A 13,688-nucleotide genomic window follows, 5' to 3' on the forward strand; every position below is an offset into this window, starting at 1 on the left:
GGATCAGGAGAGTTCAGGGTCCGGTTCCGGTACCGCGTAATTGGGCGGTACCGGAACCCGGGAGGCTATTGACCGAGGACTTCGCTTTTGACGCGCTTGCCCATCTCGGCGATGCCATCTGTCACAGACTTTTCCCCGACCATGATCAGGTCGTGCTCCTGGTTGAGGACCTTGTCCGTTGCGGCGGATTTGTCGCTGACGGGCATTTCCAAAGCAGTGGTGTCCGGGGTGAAAGCCTTCTTGGAGAGATCGTCCGTGGGCATGCCGTCGAGTTTGAAGTAGGCGTCCTTGACAGCGTCGTCCTGCAGGGCAGGGACTACGCCGATCTTGGAGATGGCCTTGGCGCCCTCTTCGCCGGCTGCCCATTCAATGAACTTCTTGGCTTCATCGGAATGTACAGCGTTCTTGTTCACAGCGAAGGCTGTGGGGGAGCCGAATGTGGTGACCTTGCCGTCGTCGTTCTTTTGCGGCATGGGAGCCAAGCCCCAGTTGACGTTGGTCTTGCCGTCCTTCTTGGCCTGGAGGATGCCGGCGATGTACCAGGTGCCCATGGGCATCATGGCTGTCTGGCCCGTTTCGAACATGGTGCGGTAGCTGGTCTTCTGGCTCTTGGCCGTGCCGTAGTCCAAGGTGGCGCCGGACTTCTGCAGGTCCAGGGCGGTGTTGTACTGATCTTCGAAGTAGCCATAGTCGCCGCTGGTCTGGTCCTTGCCGTTCTGCGCTGCGGAGATCGCTTCCACCACGGAACGCCAGATGTGGTGGTAGGTTCCATACACCTTCTTGCCGTCAGCGCCGGTTGTGGTGAGCTTCTTGGCCAATGCCGTGTACTGGTCCCACGTCAGGTCTTTCGGGTCATCGACACCTGCAGCCTTGAAGAGGTCTTTGTTGTAGTACAGGAGCCAGAAGTCCTGGCGGTAGGGGGCGGCGAAGTATTTGCCGTCCATGTCGAATGCGTCCAGGCCAGCCAGTTTGTCCTTGCCAACCTTGTCCACCACACCGTTGATTTCCTGCAGTTGGCCGTTGTTGGCGTAGCGGGAGTAGTCGATGACGTTCTTCATGGTGAGGACGTCAGTGGTGTCGCCCCCGGCCAGCATGGTGGTGACCTTCTGGGGGTAATCGTCAGCCAGGATGTCTACGGGTTCAATGTCCACGTTGGGGTTGGCGGCCTCGTAGCCATCAAAAAGTGCCTTGAACTCTGGGGTGCCCTCGTAGTTCCAGACGGAGACGGTAAGGCGGGTCTTGCCTTCGGCCGCCTTGGGTTCAGCAGGACCAGCGGCGCCGGCACAGCCGGTGAGTCCGAGCCCTGCTGTCACCGCCAGGGCGATTGCGGCGAGGGTTGTGCGCTTCATTGCGTTTCTCCTTAGTGAGGTGTTTAAGTCTGCCGCGGCTGCGGCTCCGGGGTGGGAGGGCCTAGGCGCTGAGGCCAAGGTCGTCATGTACTACTTGGGCCAGGAGGTCCTTGCCGGCGAGATATCGTTCAAGGTCGTCCAACGCGGCATCGGACATCCGTCTGGTTTCGGTCCCGAGGGAGCCAGCAATATGGGGTGTGATGATCACATTGGGAAGGTCATACAGTCGTGAGTCCGCCGGGAGCGGTTCTGGCTCTGTGACGTCCAGGAGGGCAGTGATTCGTCCAGTGGCACACTCCTTTTCCAGCGCTGCGGTGTCCACCAGTGAGCCACGTGCGGTGTTGATGAGTGTCGCGTGGTCTTTCATGGACTGCAGTTCTGCGGTGCTGATCATGTTCCGCGTTTCGGGCAGCGCAGGCGCGTGGATACTGACGACGTCGGACACTGGCAGGAGCTCGTCAAGGTGTACTAACCTGCCGCCGGCCGCAGCTACCTCGCGGGGATCGGCGTACGGATCACTGACAAGGCAGGTGACATCCTGGAGTTGCTGGACCAGTTGCACCACCCGGCGTCCGATTCGTGAAAAGCCAATGACACCCACCACACGGCCGATGTTGCCCACTTCACCGCGGCCAGTGATGTAGCTCCAGTCCTCGCGGAAGGTGCGGGCATCGTTGGCCAGGACGTGAGCCTTCTTACCTGCCAGGACGATCGAGGCAAACGTAAACTCCGCCACCGGGATCGCATTGGCATCGGCCCCGTTGGTGACGGTGATTCCTCGGTCCCACAGTTCGTCGCTGACAAAGCTTCTGACGGTTCCTGCACAGTGGAAAACAGCCCGAAGTTTAGGCATGCGTTCCAAACGCTCAGCGTTCAGGCGCGGAACGCCCCAGCTGGTGAGAAGGATCTCCACCTCCTCCAACCGTCCTGCGAGCCCGGGCTCGTCAAGGGAATTGGTCCAGGGGTTTTCACCAAGATCGACGAGTCCTGCCAGCCGCTCCAGTCGCGCCGAATCGAACTGGTCAGCAAAGGTTCCGCTATTCATGACCAGCAGTGCCTGGGGCTTGAGCGACATTGAGGGGATCCTCCCTTCGGAATTTCAGCCGGCTTGTTCGACCGGACATTTATGTGTTGCATCACATCTAATAATCAGTACATACTCATGAACAAGACAGTTCATTCAACTCAATCGGGATTGATCTAAAACATTCATACTCGAACAAATGAGAGAAGAATCCCTATGGCAACCGGCAACGCTGCCGTCGTAGCGCCACCTCTGCTCGCCGAATGGTCCGGCAAGACCGACGCCCCATCTTTGGCCCGAATCCTACGCGGCGCCCGGGAGCGCTTGACGGTTCGTCCAGCGTCCGACGCCGGGTGGCAGCACTTGAAGTTGGCGTCACTTGGGCAGCTGGCCACGGAAGCTGTCGAGGAGAAGGGCACGGCTTGGCCCCAACCGCTCGTTTCGCATTACGCCCGCTACTTCCGCAACGGAAATCGCACGGCTTATGAGGGACTCGTGGCGCGAAGGCAGCAGCGGCTGACCCGCGCCGTCGTGATGGCCGCTGTCTCCCAAGAGCCTGACTGGCTTGATGAAGTGATCGATGGCGCGTACCTGCTGTGCGAGCAAAGCTCGTGGAGTTGGGCGGCGCACGACGACGTGTTTACCCGTGCCGGCGACGTGGTGCCAGACCGCACCCGTCCGTACTTGGACCTGGGTGCAGGCGAGGTTGTTGCCCAGCTTGCGTGGTTGGATCTGGTGCTCGGTGATGCATTGGATGAACGGGCCCCGGGCCTGCGGAAACGCATCCGATTCGAGACACACGAGCGCGTGATCCGGCCGTTCCTGGACCGGCTTGACTGGCATTGGCTAGGCCTCAATGGGGACGTGCACAACTGGAATCCGTGGATCCACTCGAACATCATCGTGGCCGCGCTGTTGCTGGTGGAAGATGCTCAGTTGCAGGCGCAGGCCGTGGGCCGCTGCATCGAGGGATTGGACCGCTTCCTCGCTTCCGTTCCGGCGGACGGCGCGATCGACGAAGGCTTTGCGTACTGGTGGAATGGGGCTGGCCGCGCACTGGAAGGGCTTGCCCTGTTGGAGGAGGCTACGGCAGGCGTTCTCAACCCGGATCTTCCCATTATCCGCGAACTGGTGGCGTTCCCGCACCGCATGCACCTCGGTGGCAGCTGGTTCCTCAACGTCGCCGACGGACCAGCCCGCGCCCAACAGGGACTCCCCTGGGACATGCTCCACCGCTGGGCCGTCCGTCTCGGGGACTCCGACGCTGCCGCCTTCGCCGCAACCTTCATGGATGCCGCGCCCGACCCCGATCCCCGTTCCGGACTGGGCCGCGTCCTCGCCCAACTAAGTAGCAGCACAGCGCGTTTAGAGCCCTCAAAACGCGCACAACTGCGACTTAGTTGGGGGACGTGGCTGCCGTCGGTCCAGATCATGGTGGCCCGGCAAAATCCCGGGTCCACAGAGGGGCTCACCCTTGCGGCTAAAGGTGGACACAACGGCGAGCACCACAACCACCGGGACGTCGGCTCGGTTGTGGTGGCAGTGGATGGCAACCCGCTGCTGGTGGACGCCGGCCAGCCCACCTACACGGCCCAGACGTTCGGCCCCGATCGCTACGGGATCCGGGCCATGCAGAGCGGGTGGCACAGCGTCCCCGCACCGTTTGGTCTGGAACAGGGGACCGGCCAGGAGTTCGCGGCTACAGTCCTTCTGGCGCCCACATCCGAGGGACCTACCCTTGCGCTCGGCCTTGGTGCGGCGTACGGACTGGACCACCCCGAGCAATGGATCCGCACTTCGCTGCTGAACCACAAGATGGGATCTGTGGTCATTGATGACCGCTGGAACCTTCCGTCGCCCCCGCCTGAAGGAACGCACGACGTCGACATCACCTACCTCCTCGCCGGCACCGTCCGCGTCGGTGACGATGCGACGGCGACTGTCACCCCCGTCGGGATTCCCACAGTCAGCAGCACCAAAGGACTGCACTTGCGCTGGAAGCCGGCCACCGCCGTCGTGCTGGTGGACGAATGGCACCTGGACGATCCGCTCCTCAGCGATATCTGGGGCGAAAAACTTACCCGGCTGCGTTTCCGGATGCCCTATGAAAACCACGCTGCAGGCGTGTTTACGCTCACCCTGGAGGAAAATTCATGAGTTCCGAACAGACCCCGGAAGCGGGCGGCAAATCGCTGTTCTCCTTGCAACGTCGTGAACGGCTGATGGACGAATTGCGTGCGCATGGAGCCATCACCGTCAGGGACATAGCCGCGAAATTGGGCGTCAGCGAGCTGACTATCCGCCGCGATGTGAACATCCTGGCTGACGAAGGACTCGTGTCCCGGGTGCATGGAGGCGCCACGCTGCCGAGTCCCTTGGATCGCTCCGGGGTGGCGGGGCGGGCGTCGTCACACAGTTACTCGATTGGCATGGTGGTTCCGTCGCTCGACTACTACTGGCCGCAGGTCATCAGTGGCGCGCGTGGCGAAGCGGAGGCCCAAAAGCTCAGGATCCTGGTCCGCGGCTCGGCCTATGATGCCGCCGACAACCGCCGCCAGGTCCAAGCGTTGCTTGACACCCAAAACATCGATGGTCTCATTGTCGCTCCGGATATGGGTGGGGAGCATGGCAAGGAACTGCTCCGGTGGCTCAACGCACTGCCGATTCCGGTGATCCTGGCCGAACGCCGCGCCCCGTCCGAGATCCCTGCCCACAAGCTCGAATGGGTGGCCACCGATCACGCATTCGGCGCCGGGATGGCCGTACGGCATCTCTGGCAGGAAGGCCACCGGAAGATCGGCTGCCTCACGGATTCCACCAGCCCCACCAGTCCGCACGTGGTCCGGGGCTGGAAGCAAGCCCTGGCTGCGCTGAAGATTCCACTGGACAAGTCCATCCATGAGGACTCGGCCAAGCTGGACAACGGCGATCGGGCCAAGCACTTTGATCGTGTCCTGGAACTCTGCGAATCCAGCGGAACTACCGCCATGCTGGTCCACTCGGACACTCAAGCGGTTGCTTTTGTGCAGCACTGTGTGGATCGGGGCGTGGACGTTCCCGCCAGCATGGCAATTGTGGGATACGACGACGAAGTGGCCTACCTGGCCGAGCCTGCCATCTCTGCGGTGCGGCCCCCAAAAAGCTATGTCGGCAAGGTAGCGGTGCAGCTCATGGCTGCCCGCCTGTCCGAAGGAAGGATGCGACCCGTGCATCGAATTGACCTGAACCCAGAGCTGATTGTGCGGGAGTCATCCGTCGGTGCCCCGCGATTGCGCGCCGATGCTGCACTGGAGGATTCCCTCTAATGCTCGTAGTGCCGCCGCCGGACTTTTCCCTCTCGCCGTACACCGGCCTCACCCGTTCCCACTGGACCGCGTATGCCGACTATCTACTCCGCTCCGCACAGCGTTTTGGGACCGATGACCACGCCAACATCTACCTGCCCGGGGCCAACAGCCGGTACGGTCCGCGGAGTGATTCGCTGGAGGCCTTTGCCCGGACGTTCCTGTTGGCGTCGTTCCGGATTGCGGGTGACCCGTTGAACACGGGCTGGATCGCAGACTGGTACGCGCAAGGTCTCGATGCCGGGACCAACCCCGCGAACCCCGACCGGTGGCCGACGCCTTGTGAGCTGGGGCAGGCGAAGGTGGAGGCGGCGTCGTTGGCTGTTGGCTTGGCGCTGACCCGCGACGTGCTGTGGGACAAGCTGGCGCACCGCGTGCAGGAGCAGCTCATCGCCTGGTTCGAGACGGTGATTGGCGAGGAATATCCACCCATCAACTGGGTGTGGTTCCAGATTGTGGTGGAGACCTTCCTGGCCTCAGTTGGCGGACACTACTCCGACGAGGACATCGACGCTGGCCTCGCCATCCATGACTCGCTGTATCGGGGTGGTGGTTGGTTCGCCGACGGTCACGAACGCGCCTATGACCACTACGTCGGCTGGGCTTTCCAGGTCTACCCGCAGCTGTGGGCGCTCATGGCGCCTAACGATCCGCGGGTTGCGGCCAGAAAGCAACTCGACGGCGATCGGCTGGCTGATTTCCTCGACGACGCTGCCTATCTTGTTGGTGCCAACGGGGCTCCTCTCATCCAGGGCCGCAGCTTGATCTATCGGTTCGCCGCAGCCGCCCCATTCTGGGTGGGAGAGTTGTCCGGGCACACCCGTTTGGCCCCGGGCCTGACTCGTCGGGCTGCCTCGGGGATGCTGGATTACTTCGCGCGCCATGGCTCCATCACTTCAGATGGGCTTCTCTCAATCGGCTGGCATGGCGAGTTCGCTGGAATGAAGCAGGCGTACTCTGGTGCCGGTTCTCCGTACTGGGCCGCGAAGGGGATGCTTGGGCTCGCGTTGCCGGCGGACCATCACGTGTGGACGTCCGTGGAAGCACCTTTGCCCGTTGAGCTTGGCGATACACAACGGCTGATATCGGCGCCCGGCTGGCAGGTGGATGGGACCCAGGCAGACGGGGTAGTGCGGATCCGGAACCACGCGACGGATCACGCAAACGTTGGGGTTGCCGCCGCCGACTCACCCTTGTATGCGCGGCTTGGCTACTCCACGCACACATTCCCGGACCTCACCTCTGAGTCTCTGGATAACGGCGTAGTCTTTGTTGATCCCAAGCGTGGGCAGACGCACCGCACGGGGTTCGAGTACCTGGGGTCGGTTTCCGTGGACGGCGTGCAGGTGGGGGCTTCGCGGTTCACGGCCAATTGGATCGAGCCCGATCCCGCCGCCGGGCCCGATCACGGCAGCGGTGTCTCCGGGACGGCGACTCCTGGTCCCGTTGTGACTGTGGTTTCCGCAACGCGTGGTGCCGTTGAGCTGCGGCTGGTTCGGATTGAGGGGTCCTCCCGGGTTTCACTGCGGATCGGCGGGTGGCCAGTGGAAGCTGGTTCTTCCATGGTGAGCTCCGTCCGGCAAGTGCCCGGGTTCGGCTCTGCTTTGGATGAGTCCGGGACGTTCGTCCGGCCCGGCGCGCACCCGATGGGTTCTGAACTGACCATCCCCTGGGTGGGAACCTCCGGCCCGGCGCACGACGGCGACTACGCCGCCGTCGTGATTCTCGCCGGTTTGGGAGGTACTTCGCCGGGTGCCGGGGTCAGGTATGCCGGCGGCCGCTTCGAGTTTCCCGATGGCACCCGCATCTCCGCCGAGACCCTCGCCCGTTTCGGGGTTTAGCTGCGCATTCGACGTTGCGCGCGGCATGGTGTGCAGCAAGCCATCGAAACGGCTGACTACCTAGGGTGCGGGGCGCCCTGAGCCCGTCCCCGGCACGAGCTTTGCCGGGGTCTGGGGCGGTGTGACGCTCGAAGGATGACGCGGCCGGGGGATCTACCGTGCACTCACTGCCCGCCGTGCCCAATCCGCGCTCAACATGGGCAAGACGCTCATCCACAGCGACTCGACCGAATTCTCCCGCCCGATTCTGGAACGTTCAGGCCTGGTCAAAGTCTCTACGACTACCCCGTACCGATGGGAGCGTGGCTAGCGAGTCCGGGACGGCTCAGGACCAGGATGCCCTTGTTCACCGTTTATGCCCTCGGGTCTCCTCCAACACGCAATTGGAGGAGACCCGAGATGGAGGCGAAGAAGAGCTTACATCCCAGCCGCGAAGCTGCTCACGCACTGCCCCTGGTTTGCAAACACAGGCGAGGGACTCCGCTTCCACCCATCGTCCTTGCACGCCTCCTTCCCGGTCGAAATCGTCACACGATATTCCTTCACGGTCCCGTCCGGCGCGGTCACGGTGACTACCGCCGTCGGGCTTTCAGTTGTGGGCTGCCGGACCGTCACCTTGGCGTTCGTATCCAATGGGTAGCCAGCGACGGCGGGAGTCGCCGTCGCCGTCAGCGCACTGTAGCCGGTGGTTGCGGGGCCGAAACCAACCACGGATGCCTGGTTGACGAGGAGGCGCCCGAGGTCCGCCAGCCCGGCATCTGCCAAGCGGGACCCGGCAATCGCAACCTCGGCCACCTTGGTGTAGGAGCCCGTGGTCACGAACGAGACGCGGATGGCGCGTGTGGTGACCGGATCGAAGGAAACGGTAGCGGGTGCAGCAATGGAAAGCCCCGCAACTGGCCCCGCGGACGTGTCCTTCCACGCTCCCGTTGCATCCTGGTACTGCACTTTGAGGCTCTGCGCGGCCTTCTCAGCCGACGTGACGGTGACTGAAGAAACGGTGTAGTCGCGGCTGAATGAGTAGCTGAGGGAGTCGCCGTTGCGGCCGCCACTCACCCAGTTGGACCATCGCGTTGAGGTGTTGGTGTCGCAAGTGTTCCTGGCGATGTAGGAGCCCTCGGTGTAGCTGGCGGTGACTGATGTGCCGGGATCGTCCTTGCAGATGTTTACGGAAAGAACCCGGTCCACCACAATCACAGTCAGTGTTGCGGGGAGTCCGCCAGCGGTGCCCGAAACGCTCACGGTACCAACGGACTGGAGCGCGGACTCAGAAAGCGAGGACCAGTCCCATGTCACCGCAAGGGGGTTCCGCGCTGGACCGTCGGCGATCTGACCGGGGACGCTGGTTGGAGCGGCAGCCTGAACGGCCGCAACAGACGATCCAACACCCACAGTCGCCGAGACAGGATCCGTCGCGGCGTAAGTGCCCACTGTCACGGTCAAAACAGCCTCGAACGCCTGCCCGTAGGGATCGACGCCGGAACCATACAAAGTCACTTTCCCTGCCTTCTGCCAGGCAGTCGGATCAACGGAGGTCCACGTAACAGGCAGCGGCCTGCCCGGACCTGCCTCGTAAACCGGAACGACGGTGGCTGGCAGGACAGGCAGGGCGCCAACAGGCGTGCTCACGTCAATCGGGGAAACACCGAGGAGCTTCAAATCGGCGATGTCCGTGAACGCCCAGGCCTGGTGGGGGCTTGCTGAAGCAGTAGCCGTAGTCCCCGAAGACGAAGCCAACGCCACACCCGTACCGGCGGCGGTCTGGTTGCCGGAAACCTGCAGGGCAATCGCGGCGCCGGCGTTCACCAAGGTCCACTGCTTCCCGTTCTCCGTGGTCACTGTCCACTGAGCGGAAGGAGTCGCCTTGGCCTGTTCAAGTGACAGGGAGGCAAGCGAAGCAGCACCCGATTGGCTGCCATTCATTACCCCACCACTACCCGTGAGTACGCGGCCCTCCTTGTTGGTCAGGACCCATCGGCGGTCATTCGCGAACTCGTCGTCAGCATTCACAGCGTTGAAAGTCCAGATCTGCGGAGCAACGCCCGCAGCATCCACACCTAGCTCCTCGATTGACACCGCACCGTTCGCGCCACCCTGAAGGTACTTGCCGCTGGCCTCGCCGGTGAGGTGGTAGCTGTGGCCGTCGCGCACAGGTGCCGCATCGTCCGATACCCCGCTGACGCCGTCGACGACGAAAGTCACCACGGACGCTGCAGGCACCTTGAGTGTCGCGGCCTTAGCCGAGGTATCGACGGCGACGGGCTCCCCTTTCACAAGGGCGTTCTTCTCGATGTCGTCCAACGGGGACTTCGTGGTGACCACGGGGGTGACCTTGGCGTCTGGCGCGATGGATCCGAAGCGACTGAGATCGATGGTGACCTTTTCCGGCGTCGCGGTGTCATTGAAGTGGACCAGAGTCGCTCCGGTGCCGTCCGCGCGGAGGGCGCTTGCGGTCTTGGCGTTGTCGTTCGTGACGAGGAAGTCACCCGGGCGGATGTAGTGAGTGAAGTTCCGGGTGGTGTTGTATTTCTGGTTGGTCAGCACCTTGCACTTGGCTGCATCCAAGGTAGCGCCGTCATTGAGCCGGCGGTTGGAATAGCCCTCACGGCCGGCGTAGTTGCAGTCGAAATCGACGTAGATGGAACCCCAGCCTTTGTCGGCCTTCTCCTGCTTATACGTATCCTCCACAGGCTGCCAGAAGACCCAGGCGTTGGGATCCAGCTCGCGGAGATCGTTGACCATGCGGCTCGCGATGCCCAGACCGTTGGTGATGTTGGAGCGGTCCCAACCGCTGGTGGAATCGCCGAGCGCCGGGTTGCCGGTCCAGAACCCGCCTACCTCGCTCATCCATAGCGGCTTGTCGGTGGAGCTGGCCAGGTCGCGGACCCGGCGGCGGTCATTGGTCCCGTAGGTATGGACGTTGAGCTGCGAGACGGCGTCCTTGGCTTCCTGGCTGTAGCCGTTCCAGTTGGTCATGAACTTGGTGGGGTCAGTCTCGTCCATCGCGGAGATGACCGCGCCTGTGCTGCCTTTCGTGAGTTCGGCAGCCAAAAGCTTGGTGACGCGGTCCTGGGCGGCTGGATAGATCAGCGAACCTTCCTGCTTCTGCGTGTACGTCGTGGGCGGCTTGCCGGTGGTGGCGTTGATGTCGGTGCCCCAGTAACCGGAGTTGGGTTCGTTGAACGGATCGATGGTGTCAACGGTGATTCCACTGCCCTTTTCAAGGAGTTCTACAGTGTGCCTCATGTATGCGGCGAACTTGCCTTCCGCTTCCGGCAGGAGGTTCTCACCCTTGTTGGTGTTGACCTGGCCGGAGACGTAGCCGCTTTTTGTCATGAACCAAGGCGGGGAGTTGCTGAAGGCTTCCCAATGGGTAATCTGCTGATCTTGGGCGAGCCGCTCCACCCACCAACGCTGGTTCTGGTCTGCGTCGGGGTTGTAGGAGGCGGGATCGTCCGGGTCCCACGCGTTGAGGAAGGCCAGCTTGTTGGCCTGCGTCTTGTCAACGGTTCCGTCAGGGTTGTAAAGGTTCGACGCCGGCTGGCCGGGTTGAGCTTCTGGGACCGGTTTCCACCATCCCTCTACGGCGCTGCCGTCGTTGAGGTAGTTGGCAACGTCCGAAGCGTTCCCACCACCCACGTTGTAGCGGGCGATATTGAGGTTGAGCCCGTCCTCGCTGAAGACCTTCTGGTACAGCTCCTCACGCAGCTCGGGAGAGTAACCCGCGGTCGCATTCGCGAACCAGACGAGGCTGGTTCCCCAGCCTTCGAACGCTTCGCCGCGGCTGGCGGGGTTCGGAGTGATGGTGACGGCGGTTGCGTCATCTGCGTGGGCTTGCGGTGCTGTTGCGGGCACGAGAGCAAGGCTCGCTGCCGCCGTGACAGCTGCGGCCAGTACGGCCACTGGCTTTCGGAATCTTCGCGGGGTAAACGCCATAGGAGGACCTCATCGTCGGGTTTCGGTGTTGTAGGTGGATGCTTTCTGCACGGCTCCGTCGCCGCCAGGCAAGCCGAGACTATGAGGGCGCCGGGGGAGTCACAAGGCACTCGAACAGCCTCGGTCGCGATTGGTCAGAAGTGGTCGCCCTCGACTGCAACGCGGGGTCACTTCCGGCCGGTTATCGCCGAGAACATGGGCCGTAAGTGACCCCGCGTTGCTTTGGCTTCGCGGGCAACGTATAGATGTATACAAGTACACATCTTCTAGCCAAGGTAGCGATGGCAGACACACAACCGCGGAACACCGGGGCTCATCTGGTCTACAGTGAGCTCAAACGGCGCATCCTTAGCCTCGAGCTCAAACCGGGCGAGCGCATCTACGAACCCGCTATGGCCGCTGCGCTGCAAGTCAGCCGCACGCCTCTACGGGAAGCCATTCGGCGCTTGATTTCGGAGAGCCTCCTGGAACAGCAAGCCACCGGGGGAGTGGTGGTTCCGGCGCTGGACGAACATGTGATTTCCGAGCTCTACGATGTGCGTGCTGCACTGGAGTCATTAATGGCACGTGAAGCTTGCGCCCGGGCCACTCCCGCCGACATCGAGGAACTTCACGGGATCCTCGAGCGCAACGCCGCCATGGTCGGGTTTGCGGAAGAAGCCATGAAGTATGGAGTGACGCTTCACGCTACTGTCGCCAGGATCGCCGGCAACTCCTGGGCCCGGCGCTTCCATGATCAGATATCGAGCCAGGTTGAGCGCTACCGGCATTTCACCAATAACTCGCCTGATCGTCGTGATGAGGCTCTTGCCGATCATCGAGTGCTGGTGGAGGCCATAGCTTCCAAGGAGCCTGATAAGGCGGCGAAGATCGCTTTCGACCACGTCATAGCCGCCCGGGATGAGACTCTTCGGGCCATTGCTGGCCAGGGGCTCGTAGTCGAATGATCGGCGAACTCGGTGGGCGCTCGTCCACGGCTCTCCTGCTTCATTCGGCCCTCATCCAGGCAGTGACGTTCCTCGTCCGTCCAGCGGCTACCTATCGGGCACTCGAACTCGACGTTCCCGCTTTCGCACTCGGGGTCCTTGCTGCCAGTTACGCGGTATTCCCGTTGCTGCTTGCCCTGCCTATCGGTTCACTGGTGGACCGGTTGGGTGAGCGTCGGCTCATGGCGGTGGGGTCCGCCGTCGTCCTCGCTTGTTCCGCGTTCCTGCTTTTCTGGGGGACGTCAGTAGCGGCACTGATCGCGGGCACAGCGCTGCTCGGCGCGGGTCAGTTGGCGTGCGTCGTGGGTCAGCAGGCCGTGGTCGCTAATAATGCGGAATCGACGCGGCTTGATTCAGCCTTCGGATACCTGACGTTCGCAGCCTCGCTTGGTCAGGCCCTTGGTCCTTTGGCTATTTCGCTGGTTGGTGGGGCATCGGTACGCCCCAACACGCAGGCAATTTTCATTTTGTCCGTTGGCATGAGTTTGGTTCTTTTCCTGGCGACGTTCGTCGTGTCCTCCCGCGTCAGTAGGCGGAAGCGGGTGGCGAAGGGCGCTCAACGAAGTAAGGGCAGTGCTGTCTCACTGCTCAAAACCCCGGGCGTTGTCAGGGCGTTGGCTACAAGCGCAACGGTGCTGGCTGTGGTTGACCTGACAGTGGTCTACCTGCCGGCCCTGGGCGCCGAACGGGGGATCACGGCGGCAACCGTGGGCCTGATGCTGGCTGTAAGGGCAGTCTTTTCGATGGTGTCCCGGCTCGGCCTCGGACGCGTTTCCAGGAAGCTTGGGCGGATGCGGCTGCTGGTCCTGAGCCTTATTGTCTCAACTGTTTCGCTGGCCATTGCCGCCATCCCTATGCCCGTGTGGCTGCTGTTCATCGTCATGGCATTCCTGGGCCTGGGCCTGGGAATCGGCCAGCCGCTGACCATGTCATGGCTCTCCGCCCAAGCACCCGAAGGCCAGCGCGGCCGTGCTCTGGCTTTGAGGCTCGCCGGCAACAGGGTGGGACAGGTGGTCCTGCCCAGCGCAATCGGCGTCGTGGCGGTAGGGCTAGGCGCGGCGGGGGTGTTCCTGGCGTCGGCTGTGGCCGTGGGCGGAACGATGCTGTTACTGCGCGGGGTACGCCTGGACGACTGATTTAGCCGTCACTTTCCGTCCCCCACCCTCACTGCTAGTCAAGCGGGAAGTGGGGGAGACGCGTTGTCGAGA

The 13,688-nt window shown here is 62.7% G+C and carries 8 protein-coding genes and 1 pseudogene; 6 read left to right on the forward strand and 3 right to left on the reverse strand.

The features are described 5' to 3' along the window. Nucleotides 1-65: 65 nt before the first annotated feature. Together ACFX4T_RS19830 and ACFX4T_RS19835 are read right to left on the reverse strand one after the other, a co-directional pair. Nucleotides 66-1,349, reverse strand: a complete 1,284-nt coding sequence (locus ACFX4T_RS19830; RefSeq protein ID WP_377653559.1) for an ABC transporter substrate-binding protein — start codon at nt 1,347-1,349, stop codon at nt 66-68. Between the two features lie 61 nt (nt 1,350-1,410). Continuing rightward, nucleotides 1,411-2,424: a hydroxyacid dehydrogenase gene (locus ACFX4T_RS19835; RefSeq protein ID WP_377653560.1), complete on the reverse strand. Its 1,014-nt coding sequence runs from the start codon at nt 2,422-2,424 to the stop codon at nt 1,411-1,413. Between the two features lie 165 nt (nt 2,425-2,589). On the opposite strand from ACFX4T_RS19835, the gene ACFX4T_RS19840 reads away from it, so the two are divergent. The 4 genes and pseudogenes from ACFX4T_RS19840 to ACFX4T_RS19855 all read left to right on the forward strand — a co-directional run. Next, on the forward strand, nt 2,590-4,530 hold the full coding sequence (locus ACFX4T_RS19840) for a heparinase (protein ID WP_377653562.1): 1,941 nt from the start codon (nt 2,590-2,592) through the stop codon (nt 4,528-4,530). Then, nucleotides 4,527-5,678 carry a LacI family DNA-binding transcriptional regulator gene (locus ACFX4T_RS19845; protein ID WP_377653564.1) on the forward strand — a complete coding sequence of 384 codons (1,152 nt, stop codon included), beginning with the start codon at nt 4,527-4,529 and terminating at the stop codon, nt 5,676-5,678. Before ACFX4T_RS19840 ends, ACFX4T_RS19845 begins: the two co-directional genes overlap by 4 nt. Beyond that, nucleotides 5,678-7,558: a DUF2264 domain-containing protein gene (locus ACFX4T_RS19850; RefSeq protein ID WP_377653566.1), complete on the forward strand. Its 1,881-nt coding sequence runs from the start codon at nt 5,678-5,680 to the stop codon at nt 7,556-7,558. The genes ACFX4T_RS19845 and ACFX4T_RS19850 overlap by 1 nt, the downstream gene beginning before the upstream one ends. A 67-nt stretch (nt 7,559-7,625) precedes the next feature. After that, nucleotides 7,626-7,868, forward strand: a pseudogene (locus ACFX4T_RS19855) (GNAT family N-acetyltransferase); the annotation flags it as partial. A gap of 107 nt (nt 7,869-7,975) precedes the next feature. Here the strand turns inward: ACFX4T_RS19855 and ACFX4T_RS19860 are convergent. Then, complete coding sequence (locus tag ACFX4T_RS19860; protein ID WP_377653568.1) at nt 7,976-11,413, reverse strand: glycoside hydrolase; 3,438 nt, start codon at nt 11,411-11,413, stop codon at nt 7,976-7,978. Between the two features lie 362 nt (nt 11,414-11,775). Here ACFX4T_RS19860 and ACFX4T_RS19865 point away from each other — a divergent pair, with 362 nt between their 5' ends. Continuing rightward, entirely contained in the window at nt 11,776-12,441 is a 666-nt protein-coding gene (locus ACFX4T_RS19865; protein WP_377653570.1) for a GntR family transcriptional regulator, read from the forward strand. After that, on the forward strand, nt 12,438-13,616 hold the full coding sequence (locus ACFX4T_RS19870) for an MFS transporter (RefSeq protein ID WP_377653572.1): 1,179 nt from the start codon (nt 12,438-12,440) through the stop codon (nt 13,614-13,616). The genes ACFX4T_RS19865 and ACFX4T_RS19870 overlap by 4 nt, the downstream gene beginning before the upstream one ends. Nucleotides 13,617-13,688 lie beyond the last annotated feature (72 nt).

Source organism: Paenarthrobacter sp. YIM B13468, assembly GCF_042788025.1.
GTDB classification, from domain to species: Bacteria; Actinomycetota; Actinomycetes; order Actinomycetales; family Micrococcaceae; genus Arthrobacter; species Arthrobacter aromaticivorans.